Source organism: Arthrobacter sp. NPDC058130, assembly GCF_042884475.1.
Taxonomy (GTDB): Bacteria; Actinomycetota; Actinomycetes; order Actinomycetales; family Micrococcaceae; genus Arthrobacter.
Window position 1 is genome coordinate 23,030 of the sequence record NZ_JBHVTV010000002.1, and the last position, 17,545, is coordinate 40,574.

14 protein-coding genes are annotated in these 17,545 nt (G+C 64.8%); 8 read left to right on the plus strand and 6 right to left on the minus strand.

Annotation, left to right across the window (positions count from 1 at the left end; translation table 11 throughout):
• Positions 1-20: 20 nt before the first annotated feature.
• The 3 genes from ACFVTM_RS04200 to ACFVTM_RS04210 are packed head-to-tail and all read right to left on the minus strand — an operon-like array spanning position 21 to position 2,258.
• Entirely contained in the window at positions 21-1,178 is a 1,158-nt protein-coding gene (locus ACFVTM_RS04200) for a M20 family metallopeptidase (RefSeq protein ID WP_390202141.1), read from the minus strand.
• Entirely contained in the window at positions 1,168-1,839 is a 672-nt protein-coding gene (locus tag ACFVTM_RS04205) for a DUF1028 domain-containing protein (RefSeq protein ID WP_390202142.1), read from the minus strand. Before ACFVTM_RS04205 ends, ACFVTM_RS04200 begins: the two co-directional genes overlap by 11 nt.
• Positions 1,836-2,258: a RidA family protein gene (locus ACFVTM_RS04210; protein WP_390202143.1), complete on the minus strand. Its 423-nt coding sequence runs from the start codon at positions 2,256-2,258 to the stop codon at positions 1,836-1,838. Before ACFVTM_RS04210 ends, ACFVTM_RS04205 begins: the two co-directional genes overlap by 4 nt.
• A 134-nt stretch (positions 2,259-2,392) precedes the next feature.
• Between ACFVTM_RS04210 and ACFVTM_RS04215 the strand changes: the two genes are divergently transcribed.
• Both ACFVTM_RS04215 and ACFVTM_RS04220 read left to right on the plus strand, forming a co-directional pair.
• Entirely contained in the window at positions 2,393-3,307 is a 915-nt protein-coding gene (locus ACFVTM_RS04215) for a LysR substrate-binding domain-containing protein (protein ID WP_390202144.1), read from the plus strand.
• Between the two features lie 217 nt (positions 3,308-3,524).
• Entirely contained in the window at positions 3,525-4,886 is a 1,362-nt protein-coding gene (locus ACFVTM_RS04220) for an MFS transporter (protein ID WP_390202145.1), read from the plus strand.
• A 69-nt stretch (positions 4,887-4,955) separates the two neighbouring features.
• On the opposite strand, the gene ACFVTM_RS04225 is transcribed toward ACFVTM_RS04220, so the two are convergent.
• Positions 4,956-5,591 carry a TetR/AcrR family transcriptional regulator gene (locus ACFVTM_RS04225; protein ID WP_390202146.1) on the minus strand — a complete coding sequence of 212 codons (636 nt, stop codon included), beginning with the start codon at positions 5,589-5,591 and terminating at the stop codon, positions 4,956-4,958.
• Positions 5,592-5,673: 82 nt separating this feature from the next.
• Positions 5,674-7,686, minus strand: coding sequence for a primary-amine oxidase (locus tag ACFVTM_RS04230; protein WP_390202147.1), 2,013 nt, complete (start codon positions 7,684-7,686; stop codon positions 5,674-5,676).
• A 120-nt stretch (positions 7,687-7,806) separates the two neighbouring features.
• Here ACFVTM_RS04230 and ACFVTM_RS04235 point away from each other — a divergent pair, with 120 nt between their 5' ends.
• From ACFVTM_RS04235 to ACFVTM_RS04260, 6 genes are all read left to right on the plus strand, one after another.
• A complete protein-coding gene (locus tag ACFVTM_RS04235) occupies positions 7,807-8,274 on the plus strand; it encodes a hypothetical protein (protein WP_390202148.1) in 468 nt (155 codons plus the stop codon).
• Positions 8,275-8,322: 48 nt separating this feature from the next.
• Positions 8,323-9,819, plus strand: a complete 1,497-nt coding sequence (locus ACFVTM_RS04240; protein WP_390202149.1) for an aldehyde dehydrogenase family protein — start codon at positions 8,323-8,325, stop codon at positions 9,817-9,819.
• Positions 9,820-9,929: 110 nt separating this feature from the next.
• The gene (locus tag ACFVTM_RS04245) at positions 9,930-11,351 is read left to right on the plus strand and encodes a purine-cytosine permease family protein (protein ID WP_390202150.1); all 1,422 of its coding nucleotides are present in this window, start codon (positions 9,930-9,932) and stop codon (positions 11,349-11,351) included.
• 4 nt (positions 11,352-11,355) lie between these two features.
• The gene (locus ACFVTM_RS04250; protein WP_390202151.1) at positions 11,356-13,029 is read left to right on the plus strand and encodes an amidohydrolase; all 1,674 of its coding nucleotides are present in this window, start codon (positions 11,356-11,358) and stop codon (positions 13,027-13,029) included.
• A gap of 29 nt (positions 13,030-13,058) precedes the next feature.
• Complete coding sequence (locus ACFVTM_RS04255; RefSeq protein ID WP_390202152.1) at positions 13,059-14,597, plus strand: APC family permease; 1,539 nt, start codon at positions 13,059-13,061, stop codon at positions 14,595-14,597.
• A gap of 47 nt (positions 14,598-14,644) precedes the next feature.
• Positions 14,645-15,784 carry an aminopeptidase P family protein gene (locus tag ACFVTM_RS04260; protein ID WP_390202153.1) on the plus strand — a complete coding sequence of 380 codons (1,140 nt, stop codon included), beginning with the start codon at positions 14,645-14,647 and terminating at the stop codon, positions 15,782-15,784.
• Positions 15,785-15,875: 91 nt separating this feature from the next.
• Here the strand turns inward: ACFVTM_RS04260 and ACFVTM_RS04265 are convergent, their stop codons facing one another.
• On the minus strand, positions 15,876-17,048 hold the full coding sequence (locus ACFVTM_RS04265; protein WP_390202154.1) for a glutamate--cysteine ligase: 1,173 nt from the start codon (positions 17,046-17,048) through the stop codon (positions 15,876-15,878).
• Positions 17,049-17,545 lie beyond the last annotated feature (497 nt).

The window sequence follows — 17,545 nt, forward strand, 5'->3', positions numbered from 1 at the left end:
TCCACAAAATACAAAGACGGCTACTCCGCCAAGAAGTCCAACGCAGTGAGCGCCAGAGCCGCGGCGCCGTCATGGATAGCAAGATTGGCTGCCACGCCGACGCAATGGGCCGCGAACTCCGGTTGGTGATTGGCCGCGGGGTAGCAGCCGAGCCCTATGTAGGGGTGGATGGCCGGAACCACTTGGGAAACATTGCCCATGTCAGTGGAGGCCCGGTTCATGGTGGCCTGCTCCGGTGGCGCATTGAAGTCCCTGCCAAGGGATTCTGCATGCCCGACGTACAGCTCCAGCGCCCGCAGGTCCGTACGGAACTCCGAATAGGGTTCCGATTCCGGGGTAACTGATAACTCGCAGCCGGACGCCAGCGCCCCAGCTTCGAAGCAGCGCTGAACCCGCTCTTGGAGCTTGCCCAGCTGGGCGAGTGATTCTGCACGGACGTACCAGCGGCCCTCGGTCTTTTCAGGGATTGCGTTGGGGGCTTCACCGCCGCGCGTTTGAATGCCATGGACGCGCGTACCGGGAGGCAGTTGTTGGCGGAGGAGACCCAGGGCGACTTGGGCAACAATGAAGGCGTCGTTGGCATTCACGCCCTGGTCCGGATAAGCCGCGGCGTGAGCTGATTTACCCCGGTACTCCACGTGGTTGTGCGCCACGGCGTAGGGACGGGCCTCGGCTGAGTCGACAGGGCTGGGGTGCGCCATCATGGCCAGATCCAACCCGTGGAACGCGCCCTTCTTGAGCAGCTCGATCTTTCCTCCGCCGCCTTCCTCCGCGGGCGTTCCGTAAAGTTCCACGGTCAGGTCCCGCTCGGCAGCAAATTGCGCGAGGGCAACAGCAGCGCCGCACGAGGTGGCCGTGATGATGTTGTGGCCGCACGCATGCCCGAGGCCGGGAAGTGCGTCGTACTCGGCCATGAGCCCAATGCGCCGCGTGCCCGTTCCGAAGACGGCCCGAATGGCGGTGGGGTAGTCCAAATACTCCTTTTCCACTTCGAAGCCATGCTCCGCCAAGTAGTCAGCGGTCCAGCCGGCGGCGCGGTGTTCCTGCCAGCCAAGCTCCGGGTTGGCGTGGAGGGTCTCCGAGAGTCGAATCAGGGAAGGCTGCTGGGTGGTCACGGCCTCCATCACTCGCGCACGCTGCACAGCCGGACTAGTCGCGGTTGCTTGCCTAGCGCTCATCGCCGGGCACCCCGAAACCAACAGAAGATGTGGGGTCGAGCCCGCGAATCACATAGTCCTGCCGCTGTGGAAGCCAGACCTGCAGGAGTTGCCCGAGTTCCGCGATCGGGTCCTCATGCCAGTCCACGCGCAGGTCGGTGTCCCTCCAGCCATGGCCGGAGACCACCGAGATACCGGCCGAGCGAACGGGCCCAGCCTCGCCGCCAGCCGCCTCGGCCGCGCGAAGGGCAGCCAGGAGTCGCAGTTCCAGTTCTCCTGATGTGGCTTCAAATGCGTCGCAAAGGGCCTGGGCGACACCGGGATGGGTGAGCATGTTGCCGGCGGCCACGCTGTTTGGACCACGGCCCTCCCCGGACACGCCCAGGGTATGAGCTCCGCTGAACACCGCGGACCCGCCTTTGGCGTCCAGCACTACCAGTTGCCGGTAGTCCACCGCGGGTGATTCACGCACGACGGCGTCAATCGCCTCTTGCGCGGAATAGCCCGCTTGGAGCCGGTCGAGGAGTGCGTAGCCCAGCCGGGGATCAGTGATGTTCTGGGAGCTGACTGCGCCGACGCCGTCGCGCAGGTGCGCGCAGCGTGCGGCGACTGCGGGTGAGGACGAGGATACGGCAATGCCGAACCTGCCCTGCCCGTCCGTGGCAGCGATGCTGAAGGTCACGCCTGCCCCTCCGTGGAGAGCACTGCTGTGGCGTCAATTTCCACCAGCCATTCGGGCCGTGCCAGCGCCTGCACGACGATCCCGGTTGATACCGGGAACACACCCTTGAGCCAGCGGCCCATGGTCCGGTAGACGGTTTCCCGGTAGCGCGGATCGACGAGGTAGACGGTCAGCTTGACGATGTCTTCGAGGCTGCTGCCGGCCTCCTTGAGCAACATATCGATGTTGGCCATGGCCTTGTCCGTCTGGGTTTCGACGTCGCCGATACCAACCGACGCCCGAGTGTCCAGATCCTGTCCGATCTGGCCCCGAAGGTAGACTACGCCGTTGGCCACCACAGCCTGGCAGAGGTCATTGTCCAGGTTCTGCTCGGGGTAGGTGTCTTTCGTGTTAAACGTCCGGATGCGCTGGTGCTTCACTTGGCTGCTGCCTTTCAGTCCTGTTTCTGGCGGATGCTCGTATCCCTCAGCTTCCCGTGAGGCTCTATATCTGTCCAACAGTTCTTTTAGAACGATTGCATCGGTAATTGCGATGAAAGGTGTATCCTCGTCCAATGGACGTGACACTCACCCAATTGCGCTATTTTGTGGAAGCGGCGGCGCAGCTGTCCATGACGGGCGCGGCGGTACGGCTCAACGTGGCGCAGTCCGCTGTATCGGCCGCGATTGCCCAGCTGGAGCGCCATGTTGGAACGCAGTTCTTCATCAGGCAGCGCTCCAAGGGCCTGGTGCTGACTCCGGCCGGAGAGCTCTTCGTTCGCGACGCCCAAGCGATCCTCGCGCAGGTTGAAGAAAGCATTGATCACGCCCGCGGAGAGCACCAGAGCGTTGCCGGCCGCATCCGTATCGCGTGTTTCAGCACCCTTGCGCCGTTCCTGCTCCCCGGTGTCCTTACCAAGCTGCGGGAAGACCACCCTGCCCTTGAAACGGAAGTGCTCGAGACCGACACCGCGGGGTGCATCAATGCGTTGCTCAGCGGTCAGGCAGATCTGGCATTGTGCTACGACCTTGACCTGCCGGACGTCATCGCCAGATCCGTGGTGGATACGGTCCGGCCCTACGTGGCGCTTCCGCAGGACCACAAGCTTGCGGGGGCGGAGAGTGTGCCGCTGTCGGCGCTGAGCGGGGAGTCCTTCGTGCTGCTGGACCTGCCCCACACGCGTGACCTCATGCTTTCAATCGCCCGATTGGGCGGCCAGGAGCCGCATATCAGGTTCCGCTCGGCCAGCTATGAAACCGTGCGTACATTCGTGGCCCGGGGACTGGGCTATTCCATCCTTCACCAGCGGCCCCAGCACCAATTGACGTACGACGGCGGCCAGCTGGCCACCGTTGAAATCCGCGACGAAGTGCCTGAACTTAAGACCGTCCTGGCCCACCTGAAATCCCAACGTCCCACCGCCAGGGTCCGGGCGGTAGCCCAGGCGGTGAGGCATCAAATCGTTGCGGCAGGATCCGTGCGCTCATAAGATCCCGGCGACCACCTACATCTGATCAGCAGATGCGGTTCGTGTTAAAAATCTATTCGACAGATTGAGCAACACCGTTCGAAAATGGTCATGCCAGCAATCGGGCGTGACCGAAGTCACGTGTTCTGGTGGCGCAGTTCTGCAGGTCGATCAACGTCGACCACCGTGGGCTCGCTCTCCCCATCCCAGCATCAGATCTTTTCCTCCAGGAGGAACTGTGAACACCAATAATATTGAGGGGCAGATCAGCCGGAAGGGCTTGCGCACCAGCGTTGCTGCCGGTTCCATCGGCGTTTTTGTCCACTGGTTTGAGTGGGCCATCTACGCCTATCTCGCCTCCACCATCGCCGTCGTCTTCTTCCCCCAGCAGGACAGCACGGCAGCCCTGCTGTCCGTCTTCGCGGTCTTCGCCATCAGCTTCGGCGTCCGTCCCTTGGGCGCCCTCGTCTTCGGAACACTGGGCGACAAGATTGGCCGCAAGAAGACGCTCTCCATCGTCATCCTCTCGATGAGCGCGGCGACACTGGTGGTCGGACTCCTGCCCACCTACGACGCCATCGGCCTGTGGGCACCGGTCCTCCTCGTCGCAGCCCGTGTGGTGCAGGGGCTCGCCGCGGGCGGCGAATTCGGCAGCGCCGCGGCGTTCCTCGCAGAGTACTCGCCGAGGAAGCACCGCGGTTTCGGTGTCAGCTGGCTCGAGTTCGGCAGTCTCCTGGGCTTCCTGGCAGCGTCGCTGGTGGTCTTCGTCCTGACCAGCGTCATGGACGCCCAAACCATTGCCGAGGGCGGCTGGCGGATTCCGTTCCTGATCGCCGTCCCGATGGGCATCATCGGCTTCTACATCCGTTCAAAGATCGAAGACACTCCCGAATTCCGCTCGCTCGAGCAACTGGACAACGTCCCGCAGAGCCCGGTCAAGGAAGTGTTCACCCGGCACTGGAAGCAGCTCCTGCAGATGAGCGGCCTGGAAATCATGATGCACGTGACCTTCTACGTGGTTCTCGTTTACCTTTTGACCTACCAGGAAAAGGTCTTGGGATTCGACGGCGGCACGGCAGCCCTGCTCTCCACCGCCGCATCCGTCGCCGGGCTCATTCTCGTACCGCTGGTGGGCGCGCTTTCTGACAGAATCGGCCGGAGGCCGCTACTGATCGCCGCGGCCATATCCCTGGTGGTGCTGGCCTATCCGCTGTTCCTGATCATGCACTCCGGCGCGCCGTGGGCGGGGATCGTCAGCACGATCGGCCTGGGCACTATTCTGGCCCTGATCCTCGGCGTCCATGCGGCAGCGGCAGCGGAACTCTTCCCAACCCGGACGCGGCAGACCGGCCTCTCGGTTGCCTACAGCGTCACCGCGGCCATCTTTGCAGGCACCGTGCCGTTCGTCCTGACCTGGCTCATCGCCCAGACCGGCAACGAAATGATGCCCGCGTTCTACCTCATTCTCGTTGGCCTGGTTGGGTTGGCTGCCGTGCTGAGCATGAAGGAAAGCAAAGGCAAGGACCTTTTCGGAGAAGAAGACAACCAACCGGCACCCCGCCAAACCGTCCCGGTCGCCAACGCGCCCATCGGTCACTGACACAACCAACAAGCAATCCGTAGCCCGGGCTCAGAGTCTGAACCCGGGCTACGGGGGTGTCCGGGGGCCTTATGAGTCAGGCTGTCCGGAGGCGAGCCGCGCCAACGCCCGCTCTATTAGATGACGCTGCCGCGAACCCGTGACGGCATCCGGATCCAGCATGGCGGTAACGTGCAGGCCCATCATGATGTTCAGCAGCTCATCGGCAACCGCGTCCGGATCGGCTAAAGGTTCGCTTTCGCCGTCGTGCTCTGCCTGGGCGAGGAAGTCCATCACCAGGCCACGCCAGTGCAGCAGTGCATCCCGCCCGACGGCGCGCAGCGCGTCCTCCGTTTGCGCGCGCTGCCAGAAGGAGACCGCCACCCGGGCTTCGACCACGGTGAGGGGATCCGCCGGAATGATTTCCAGGCAAAGGCTGCGCAGCGCCGAAAGACCCCGGCGACCGGCAGTTCCCGCTGCGATCCGTTCGTTGGTTCGCTCGCAGATCAGTTCGTACGAGGCCAGCAGCAGGGCGTCCTTATTGGGGAAATAATGGGCCAGCACGCCCGGTGCCGCGTAGCCGCATTCCCGTGCAATGTCCCGCATGCTGGCATGCTCGATGCCCTGCCCCGCGATCAACCGCCACGTGGTCTCGATGATGGAACGGCGCCGTTCCTGGTGATCGACCAAGCGGGGCATGCTGCTCCTTCGTTCGCGGCGGTTCATGGCTGGGACCGTGAGCACCCTACCACCGCGGGGACGCGTCTGCGCGCCCCCGCGGTAGTGACCGCGGACAGTGCCCGCAGGTTCAGTGCGCGCAGTGGCCGGGACCGGAATGCCCGACGGCGGTGCCTCCCGGGGCGGTATTCGCGCCGTCGTTTCCGGTGCCGCAGTGGCCGGCAGCCGACGGCGGCACGTTCAGTGTTGGGTTCTCATCGAAGAAGCCGTGCGGTTTCAGTGTGAAGCCGGTGGTATCCACAGGCATGATGGGCCAGTCCTCCGGGCGCGGGAAGTGGGTCAATCCGAAGGAGTGCCACACCACCAGGTTCTGCCCGTCGATGTCGCGGTCCTGTGCCACGTAGGCGGGAAGCCCGGCGCCGCCCGGGTGCTGGTTGACGAAGTCGCCTGCCGCGTAAAGCTCCTCCTCCGCGTGCCGTGTGACCCAGAGGTGGTGTCGGGCGAATGCAGCCCTGGATGCGATCGAGGAATCATCCGCCATGGCCAGAGTGGGGTTGCCTTCCGGGTAGAGCGTGTAGCCCACCGGGTGGCCGAGATGGTTCAGCGAGTCCGGGTTGCTGATGTGCCACACACGGCCTTTGGCGCCATCGGCGTCGCGCACAGCTTCAGATTCGCGGGCCAGCAGGGTGCGCTTCTGTGTGAACGCATTGCCGTGCGGGTTGCCAGGGCCCTTCGGCAGGCGCACGAGGTCCAGTTCCTCAATACGGTTCGCGGCGCCGTCGATCATCATGTCCAGCCGGGCGCTGAAGAGGTGCTGGTGGTACGGAGCGCCAAGGCCCGGGGCAATCTCCGACGCGTAGGCGTAATTCTTGTCCGGGAGCGCTGCCGTGAACACGATGCCGGTTGCCTTCGCTTCGAACTCGATGGTGCCATCCAGGTAGAGGTACCAGTAGAAGCCGTAGTCGTAGTTGCCTACGGTGGTGAAGAAGGAGACCACCAGGCGGCGGTTCCTGCGCACCTCGTTGGAGCCGGCCCACTCATCCGTGTGTTTCCAGAGGATTCCTGCGTCTTCCTCGTGGATGCATATGCCGTTCTCGATGGTGCGCGGATTACCGAAGTCATCGGCCACCACGGGGGAAATGTAGGTGATGTCGCCCAGGCAGTCGCAGCCGAGCTTGAGTGAGTTCGCATCGCGGCCCACGAGGTATTCGCCGGAGTCGAAATAGTTCTGCCAGCTCCTGTAGGGGGAGGGGTCGCCATACGGGACCACCATTTCGGAGATCGACGCGCGATGGACCACCGGGCGCCTCCGTCCCTTGTGCGCGTGGTGGAGTTGGTGGAGCACCAACCCTTCGCGGGCGTCGAAGCCGATCCGCAGGTCCCAGCCGGCCCAGGAAAGGTGGTTGCCTTCCAGAGTGAAACTGGGGCCCTCGGGCTGTGTGATCTCGATTGGCCTCAGGTCCGTGCGGAGCTCGCCGTGGATCGCGGGGTCCGTGTAATTGCCGTTGACCTCCGGGACCGGGACCGGGCCGTCGTCGATCAGGTGGTTGACCCGGCGGTTTTCTACATCCACGAAGGCCACCAGGCCGTCGATGGGGTGTGCCCACGGGTGGTCTGCCGGGTGGTCCTGGCGGAACCCCAAACCTCGCAGCAGCCGCTTGCCTTCCTCGTTTCCATACTCGAAGACGCCGGCTGACAGGGGAGCGACGCGGACCTGCGCCGGGGTCAGGCCCCGGGCTGCAAGGGCTGCGTTCCACTGCGGGTCCTCGGCCAGGATGTCCTCGATGATCCCGAACTCCTCCAGGAGGACGGGCAGTTGACCGTCGATTTCCGGGTTCAGCTCGCGCTGGTCAAGGACGAGGCCGGTGGTCAGGGAGAGGCGTACGTCGAGGGAACGGGATTGTGACGCGTCCCAGAGCATCGCCCGGACCAGGCGGACGGCATCGATGGCATCGCCTTGGAGGGCACTCTTCGGCGGTTCAATCAGGCCGAGGTATGCGAAGCGAGTGGTGTCGGACACGAGGCCGGCCTCTGCCAAAATCCGGCGGGCGTCGTGGATTTCCCCGACCGAGAGCTGCTCAAGCGGGTGTTGCGCCAACGTGGCCTGCACCAGCGGGGCCAAGGGGGTGGTCTGAAGGGTCATGGCACTTCCTGAAGTCGAATTTTGATGGTACAACTGTTCAACCAACGCTTTGATGTTACCCACCTCACAAGCCCGGCGTAAAGTCCTTGACCCACACCACGCCGTGCAGCCAGGAGAACCATGGACCAGCGAACCCGCCCGCGCCTTGGGCGCTTCCCCCGCGCCCTGGTTCCAGCGGGCATTGTCAGTACCGCCGCTGCGGGCAGTGCCACCGCACACCTGGTGGCGGCCGTTAGCGGTCCGGCGGGAGCGATGGCGTGGTGGATGGCAGCCATGGGGGTCGCCTGCCTGGCCTGCGCCGCACCGATGGTGAGTGGGCGGCGCTGCGCCGGGCGTACGGCCGGGCACCTGTTGGCAATGAGTGCCGCCATGGTCCTCATCCATCTGGTCTTGCTGATGGCGCCAGGCACCGCGGGCCATCACCGCACTGAGGGCACCGCATCATTGCCGGGCCATGCGCACGCCATGCTCACCCTCATCGCCGTTGAACTGCTGTGCCTCATGAGCGCTTCAGCGGCCCTTCGCCTGACCCGACGCCAGACGTCCGGAACCAGCGGCGCCGCAGCCCGTGCCGCCGTCGAACATTAACAACCGCGTACTGAACCGCCCCCGAAAACCCAACCCCCAGGAGCCACTATGAACAGCACTTCCGCCGCTCTTTCCCTTGACTGGCACGCCCGGGCGAACGCTCTGGCCATCGACGGCAGGGCCTTCATTGACGGCAGCCGCGCATCCGCGAGCGAACAACATTCCCGGCCCACCACCAGCCCCGTTGATGGCCGCGTCCTTGCTGAGTTGGCTGCGGGCGGTCCCGCCGACGTTGATCGCGCGGTGGCCGCCGCGCGGCGTGCGTTCCCGTCGTGGTCGCGTCTGGGAGCTGAAAAGAGGAAGGGCGTGCTGCTGGCCCTGGCCGCCCTGATGGAGCAGCATGCCGACGAATTGGCGCTCCTTGAGACATTGGACAGCGGCAAGCCAATCCTGCAAACCACTACCGTGGATGTGCCTGGTGCCATCTCCACGCTGCGCTGGTACGCGGAGGCGGCAGACAAGCAAAGCGGGGAACTGCCCGCCGTCCCGCCCGGGGCCGCCGCGCTGGTAACGCGCGAGCCGTTGGGCGTCGTGGCCGCCATTGTGCCGTGGAACTTCCCGCTCGAAATCGCGGTCTGGAAGCTGGCTCCGGCGCTCGCCGCCGGAAACACACTGGTGCTCAAGCCGGCCGAGCAGACGTCCCTGAGCGTGTTGCGCCTCGCCGACTTGGCCGCTGAAGCCGGGCTGCCGGATGGAGTCTTGAACATCGTCACCGGCACCGGCAGGCAAGTGGGCGCGGCGCTGGCGCTCCATATGGACGTCGACACCCTGGCGTTCACCGGCTCGACCGCCGTCTCGCGGACCCTGCTCGAGGCCTCGGGCCGCAGCAACCTCAAGAGGCTCAGCCTCGAAGCCGGCGGCAAGAGTTCCAACATCGTCTTTGCGGACACGGCCGACCTCCCCGCAGCGGCAGCGAAGGCGGCCTTCGGCGCCTTCTACAACCAGGGCCAGGTCTGCTCCGCCAATTCGCGCATCCTGGTCCAGCGGGATGTCCATGACGAGTTCGCTGCGTTGCTGGCCGACGCCGCGGCCGCCTATCGGCCGGAAGACCCGCTCGCCGGCCTGGCAGGAAACGGTGCGCTGATCAGCAGTGCCCATACTGACGACGTCGAAGGCTGGATCGTGCGCGGCCGCACCGAAGGTGAGGTGCTTTTCGGCGGTGAGCGGCGCGAGATCCGGGGCTCTAATGCCTATCTGGAGCCCACGCTCTTGGGTGGCCTTGGGGCCGAGCATGACGTTCACCGCGAGGAGATCTTCGGGCCCGTGGCCGTTCTGCACGCCTTCGACACGGAGGGCGAGGCGGTGCGGCTGGCGAACGCCACGGACTACGGACTGGCGGCGTCCGTCTGGACCTCGAACCTGTCCCGGGCCCACCGGGTGGCGGGGGAGTTGTTGGCCGGAACTGTATCCGTGAACACCGTGGACGCGCTGGGCAACACCACGCCCTTCGGGGGCTTCAAACAGTCCGGATTCGGCCGCGATCTGTCCCTCCATGCCTTCGATAACTACACCGCACCAAAGACCACGTGGATCCAGTTCGGCTGAGGATGAGCATCTGAAAAACAGATGAATTTCATCGCGATTCCATTGTTTACGTGATTCAGCTCACGAGCCTACTCTGCAAGCATCCCTCCACCGTCATAAGGACACCATCCATGAAATCGATGCTCCGTTCAGGGCTTTTCGAAATCGAACAAGAGTCCATCGCCCCCATCCCAGCCGAAGCGCGGCACGGCCGCTCCCGGGAACTCTTCACCATCTGGTTCGGCATGAACATGACCCCGCTGACAGTTGTCACCGGCGCGACGGCCACCACACTCCTTGGCCTGCCCATGCTCAGCTCCATCATCGCAATCCTGCTGGGGCACGCACTCGGCGGAATCGGCATGGCATTGCACGCAGCGCAGGGACCGCAACTCGGTGTCCCACAGATGCTGCAGGCCCGCGGCCAGTTCGGTTCACGGGGCGCCAGCCTGATCGTGCTCGTGGCGATCCTGATGTTCGTGGGGTACTTCTCCTCGAACCTGATCGTCTCCTCGGACTCGATCACCGCCCTCATGCCGGAAGCCAGCGGAACCGCCATGATCATCGGCTGTGCCGTCCTCAGCTTCGTCATCGCGGCCTTCGGCTACAACCTGGTCCGGAAGGTGACAGCCCTGGGCGCCTACATCGTGGGAGCCCTGGTGCTGGTTTCATTCGCGGCACTGCTCGCGGGCGGCGACTTCTGGGCCCGGATGAACCACGGCGAATTCACCTGGACGGGCTTCCTGGCCATGCTGGCCATCGGCATCGTCTGGCAGTTGACCTACGCGCCGTATGTTTCTGACTACTCGCGCTACATGCCAGCCAAATCCGGCACTCGAGGCGCCTTCTGGGGCACCTACCTCGGCTGCGTAGTTTCCAGCGCCATGTTGATGGTTCTCGGTGCCGGCGTCGGCATTGCAGTAGACGGCGCGGACACGATGACCGGGCTCAACGGCATCCTCGGTCCCGTACTCGGTGCCGCAGTCCTCGTGGGGTTCGCCCTGGTGGCCGCCGCCGGAAACTCCGTGAACGCCTACTGCAGCGCCCTGTGCGCACTGACCCTCGTGGAGACCTTTGCCAGCGGCTGGCGCCCCGGCGCCAAAGCCCGCGTGGTGACGTCCCTGGTGCTGCACGCGCTCGGCGTGACACTGGCCTTGGCCGCGGCCACGAGTTTTGCGTCCTCCTACTTCAGCTTCCTCAGCGTTCTGCTCTACGTGCTCATCCCGTGGTCCGCCGTCAACCTGGTGGACTACTACGTCATCCGGCACGGCTCCTACGCGGTAAACGAGTTCTATGCGGCAGACGGCGGCCGCTATGGTCGCTGGAACGCCGGTTCCCTGATCGTCTTTGTCATCGGAGTTCTCGCCCAGATCCCGTTCATGGCCACTCCCTTCTACACGGGCGCAGTTGCCGAGGCCATGGGTGGAATCGACATCGCCTGGCTCGTGGGACTCAGTGTCAGTTCCCTTGCCTACATCCTGATCGCCCGCACCGCGCCGGTTCTGGTGCGCCTCCATACCGATTCCGCTGAAACCCAAGTCGTAGGAAAGTAGCATCATGACCCACGCAGATTGGATCTTCTCCAACGGTCCCGTCCACACCATGGACCGTGACCATCCCCGCGCTGGCGCCGTTGCTGTGGCTGACGGCAAAATCGTGGCCCTCGGTGCCGACGCCGCATCCTGGCGCGGACCTGCCACCGAGCACATTGACCTGGCAGGGAAAGCCCTGCTCCCCGGATTCCAGGACGCGCACGTACACCCCCTGGCGGGCGGACTGCAGCTGCTCGGCTGCGATCTCTCCGGCGTCCATTCCCTGCGCGAGTACCGCACCCTGATCGCGGACTTCGCCCGCGCCAATCCCCACGCTGAGTGGGTACAGGGAGCGGGCTGGTATGGAGACGTTTTCGACGGCGGCTTCCCGCACCGCGCGCTCTTGGACGAGCTCGTCCCGGACCGGCCCGTGTTCCTGATCAGCCATGACGGACACGGTGCCTGGGTGAATTCACGCGCGCTCGAGCTTGCCGGAATTACTGACACGGCTCCCAACCCGGACGGCGGCATCATCGCCCGCGACGGGGTCGGAGCGGCTACGGGCATGCTCATTGAACACGCCGCCGACCTCGTCTCCGCACTGATCCCGGACCCGGACACACAGCACATCCGCCGGGCGCTCATCACCGCCCAGGCCTATCTGCACTCACTGGGCGTGACCGCCTGGCAGGACGCCGCCGTCGGGCAAGCCCTGGGCATGCCCGATTCATTCGAGCACTACCTGGCGCTGGAGTCCGATGGCCTGCTGACTGCCACCGTGACCGGGGCGCTGTGGTGGCGTCGGGACCTCGGCCTCGAGCAGGTGGAGCTGTTCAGGGAACGCCGGGCACGGGCAGGCGGACGCTTCCGGGCCACGGCCGTCAAGATCATGGTGGACGGCGTCTGCGAAAACCTCACCGCAGCCATGACCAGGCCCTACAAGGGGCATCCCCACGAACTGGGCATGAGCCTGATCGAACCGGACGAGCTGGCACGGATCACCCGCGCAGTGGACGCAGCAGGCTTCGACCTGCACCTGCACGCGGTAGGCGACCAAGCAGTCCGGGACTGCATCAACGCGATGGACCTTCCCCGTCGCAAGGGCTGGGATCCACGCCATCAAATAGCGCACCTGGACCTGGTGGACCCCGCCGACGTCGCCCGATTCGCCGCCAGCGGTGCCATCGCCAACATCCAACCGCTCTGGGCGCGGCAGGATCCAGTGCTTGTGGAAACAAAGCTGCCGTACCTGGACGAAGCACACCAGAGGGTGCATTTCGCCTTCGAGACTTTGCGAAGCGCCGGCGTCGAACTGGCCATAGGCAGCGACTGGCCGGTGTCCAGTCCTGACCCGCTGTGGGGTATCCACACTGCCGTGAACCGCACCGCCCCACCCGCTGACCCCCACGCCCGCGACGCCCGATCGCAACACGAACCGCTGCTTCCCGCAGAGGCCATCACCCTCGGGACGGCGCTCGCCGCCCACACCACCGGAGCCGCGCGCGCCAACCGGCTCGACGCCGAGAGGGGAGCCATTCGGGTCGGCATGGCCGCCGATCTTGTGGTGCTCGATGCCGATCCGCATGCCGTCGAGGCCCCCGCCCTAGGCGGAATCGGCGTCGAACTCACACTCGCCGAAGGCCGCGCTGTCTACAGCCGCAGCCGCGACGGCGCCCTTCCCACCCTTCTTGCGCAGTAGCAAACTTAAGCAGTAGCAAAGGACCGATCATGGATCAGCCAATAGCCTCAACGCGCCTTGCCCAAGAGCAAAGCCAGCATCTGCAGAAATCCCTGGGCCGCTTCGACATCCTGTTGCTGGTGGTCGCGGCCGTCATCTCCGTGGAGGTCCTGGGCCAGGTCTCCGGGTTCGGCGGGGAGACGTTCACCTGGACACTCATCCTGGCCGTCACGTTCCTGGTGCCCTACGGTCTCATTTTCGCCGAGACAGGCGGTGCGTTCACCGAAGAAGGCGGCGTGTACGTCTGGACCAAGATGGCATTCGGCCGAGTGGTCGCAGCCATCACGTCCCTCTTCACCTGGGTGACACAGCCGGTCTGGGTAGGCGGCGCCATGGCGTTCGTGGCGGTGGAAACGTGGTCCGAATACGTGGGCCATGTGGAGGCCGGCAGCGTAAGCGACTACATCTTCAAGCTGGCCTTCATCTGGATCACGGTGACCTCGGCCATCGTCAGTTTGAAGCACGGTAAATGGCTGCCCTCACTCGGCGCCATTCTCAAGGTCGTGTTCCTGACGTTCTTCATCATTGTCACCCTGATCTATGGCCTGCAGCACGGTTTCAACGGACTCGAACTGGGCTTCTTCTCACCCACCTTGGCTGGCTTCCTTGGCGTTACCCCGCTGCTGCTGTTCTCGTTCCTTGGCTTCGAGTCCGGGAACAGCGCCGCTGGGGAGATGAAGGACCCAGCCAAGGATGTTCCCATCTCGGTCGCCCGCTCTTCGATGATTGCCGCCGCAAGCTACCTCCTGCCGATCCTGGCGATCCTGCTGGTGGTGCCGCTCGACCAGATCACGGGCATCGGCGGACTGTTCGGCGCAGTTGCCACCGTCTACACGGTGTTCGGCCCGGCGGCTGAGGTTATGTTGGCCATTTCAGCGGTGATTTTCTGCTTCGTCCTTGTGTCGCAAGGCGCCGCATGGATGATCATCAGCGACCGCATGCAGGCCATGGCGGCCGCCGACGGCTCGTTCTTCGGAGGCTTCTTCGGCCGCTTCCACCCCAAGCTGGGCACGCCGATCCGGGTCAACACGCTCTCCGGGGTGGTGGCTACGCTGTTCATGCTCGCGGCCATGCAGCTCAGCGGGACCAGCAGCGCACTGTTCGGCGTGGTCCTGACCATCGCCATCTCAACGTTCCTCCTCAGCTACCTTCTGGCGATACCGGCCGTGGTCAGGCTTCGGAGCAAGTACCCCCTGGCCGATCGGCCGTTCAAGGTTCCCGTCTCGAACACCGGTTTCCGCATCCTGGGCGCCATCTGCTTCGTCTGGATCCTAATCGGGTCGTGGGTGGCGATCTTCCCGGGAACACTTGAGGTCCTCTTCGGCCTGGAGTACGACTTCGAGGCAACCTGGGGTGTCTCTCAGTTCACCTTCGAGGCCTTCGCGCTCGGCACACTTGGGTGCATCCTGGCGTTGGGACTCGTTGGTTATGCCCGCGGCAAGAGGGTCCGGGACGCCGTCGCGCCCATCAGCGATGCCGCCCACCATGCGGGCTCCGACGACAATGGCGCGCTCCTTCCCCGAAGCTGATCCCGTATGGGTTGACCAGTGATGCCCCGCGCACGAAAATGCGAACCATGAGTGATCATCGCAGCGTTTCCGAGCCGGCTCCGTTCACCGCTGATGACTTCGCCGAGCGGTTGCGGCGAGCAGCCCACGCCGCCGAGGATGCCCGGCTCGACGGCATCCTGGTCACTCCCGGACCGGACCTCCTGTACCTCACGGGGTATGCACCCGTGGCCATCACTGAACGCATCACCATGCTCGTGATCCCCGTCGACGCGGAGCCCGCCATGATCGTTCCGAGGCTCGAGAGGCCCGACGCGGAAGCGGCCGCTGGCGCCTCGATTCTGAGGATCACGGACTGGACCGACGGGAGCGACCCCTACGCGGAATCTGCGACGCTGATGGCCAGCACCGGACGTTATGCCGTCTCTGACTCGGCCTGGGCCATGCACCTCTTGGGCCTGCAGGATCGACTGCCCAAGTCGTCTTACGTCTCGATGACGACCGCCCTGCCGATGCTTCGGGCGATCAAGGATGACGACGAGATCGAGCGGCTGGCGGCTGCCGGCGCGGCCGCAGACCAGGCGTACGAGGAGATCGTCACGGTGCGGTTCGCTGGGCGCAGCGAGACCGACGTTGGCTCTGATCTCGCGGCCCTGCTTCGCCAATTCGGTCATTCGCAGGTGGACTTCACCGTCGTCGGTTCGGGTCCGAACGGCGCCAACCCTCACCACGAGATCGGCCCGCGGATCATCGAGGACGGCGACATGGTGGTGCTTGACTTCGGCGGCCTCAAACACGGCTACGGATCAGATACGACGCGGACCGTGCACGTCGGCGAACCCACCGCCGAGGAGCGCGAGGTTCACGACGTCGTAAGACACGCACAGCAGGCCGGGTTCGAGGCCGTGCGGCCAGGCGTCGAGTGCCAGGAGATCGATCGCGTAGCCCGGGCGGTGATCACTGAAGCTGGCTACGGCGACTACTTCATTCACCGCGTCGGGCACGGAATCGGACTTACGACTCATGAGCCGCCTTACATGGTCGAGGGCGAAACCCAGGTCCTCCACCCCGGCATGTGCTTCTCGATCGAACCCGGAATTTACCTGCCGGGCAGGTTCGGCGTGCGGATCGAGGACATTGTGACGGTCGTTCCTGACGGCGGACGGCGACTCAACCAGACCTCGCACGAGATGAGAATCGTCCACTAGTCAGCCGACGTGGTCCACGATCTGACGTGGACCCGGAACGAGATCGCTCCTGGCTTCAGGAGCGATCTCGTTTCGTGTCCTGTTGTGTCAGTCAGCTGGATTGCAGGCGCCGTGACCGGCGATGCGGGGCCGGGGCGGTCCCGTGGGTGTGTCCGATGGCCTCGAGCACCACGGCGGGCAGGCTCTGGGTGCTCATCATGATCTCGCGCTGCCGGCGGGCACCCGTGCCGGAGGCCAGGATCCTTGCCGCGTCCAAGGTCACTTGCTCCTCGTCCCCGCTGTCGGCCAGGGCCGGCCGGATATGGGAGAGGAGGACCTGGACCGCTTCTCCGGCGGGGCATGGAATGTTCAGCAGGGGGTGCAGGAGGGTGTCGTCGACTCCTGATTGACTCGCCTTCCACGCCGCCATGCGCAGTTGCCCGGCGGACAGCCGGGGCACAGAAATCCCGGCGCGCCATTCCTGGGCAGCCCGTTCAACGAGTCCCCGCACCATCGCGGCAATCGCGGCCGCGTGTGATGCCTCCATGCAGACGTCGGCAATGCGCACCTCAACCGTCGGGTGGTTCCGGGAGAGCCGCGCGTCGAAGTACACCATGCCTTCGTCGAGGAGTACGCCCGTCGTCAGCAGGGATTGCACATACCGGTGGTATTCCCGCTCTGATCCGAACCTTTCGCTGGGCCCGGCGGTCGGCCAGCGGTTCCAAGCCTGGTAGCGGAAGCTTGAGTATCCGGTGTCGGCACCCTGCCAGAAAGGGGAGTTCGCGCTCAGCGCCAGCAGCACGGGCAACCAGACCCGGATTCGGTCCAGGACTGCCACCCCTTCCTCACCGTCGGTGATACCGACATGAATATGGAAGCCGCAGGTGAGTTGCTCCCGGAGCGTTAACCCGAACCGGGCTGCCATGTTCAGGAATCGGGGCTGCGGTACGAGAGTAGGAGTGGCCGGGACGGGACTGGTGGCCACGGCGACCGCTCGTGCACCCACCGAACGGGCCGCCTCGTCGGCAAGCCGCCGGCCCTCCCGGATGCCCGCAATCACCTCCTGCAGCGTGGAACAGACAGGGCCAACGGCCTCCAGTTGCTCTTGCTGGACCTCCAAAGCCAAGAATGGGCCGGCACTGGTTTCAGGGCGCTGCGGGGCCTTGGCCAAGCACGCTTCCGCGGCGGGTACGGGCTGCCCTGTCGTGGCATCGACGAGCAGGAATTCCTCCTCGACGCCGAACGTCCTTTGAACGCCGCCAGACCGGCTGGGTGGTCTCGTCATTGAAGAATTCAAGGCAGCTCCTAACAGGAAGGCCTCCAGCCCTGCTGCTGCAGGGCGGCTGCCAATGAAGCTATGCAGCCTCCTCCACGAGCCACGATCAGGCCCGCTCGCGCTGCTGATTTCCCCAGAATATCCCGGATAAAAGCACGCCGGAAGGTGGCTACCGACGTGAGGTGAGGACGTTGTCATGGACCTTTCAAACCACGGGCTCATAAGCTCCATCGAAACGACGCGCAGCGTCCAAGAGAGCCCGGCGCCGCCCGATCGTCCTCGGCGCTTGCTCCGCGTCGGCACTCGTCAATGAACCGGCCACGACGCCGCGCTGGAGGTCGTTCTTCCTAGGCCCTGACCAACGGCCTGCTCTGGAAGCGCACCCGGAGCCGCCCGAATTAGCACTCCGGCGACCTGGCGTATAGGGGAGTTGGGGACTATTCCCGGCTAATTCCTAGGTCCATGCTGTAGGCACCGAGCACTTTGTGTGATAGGGGGCAGTGGCA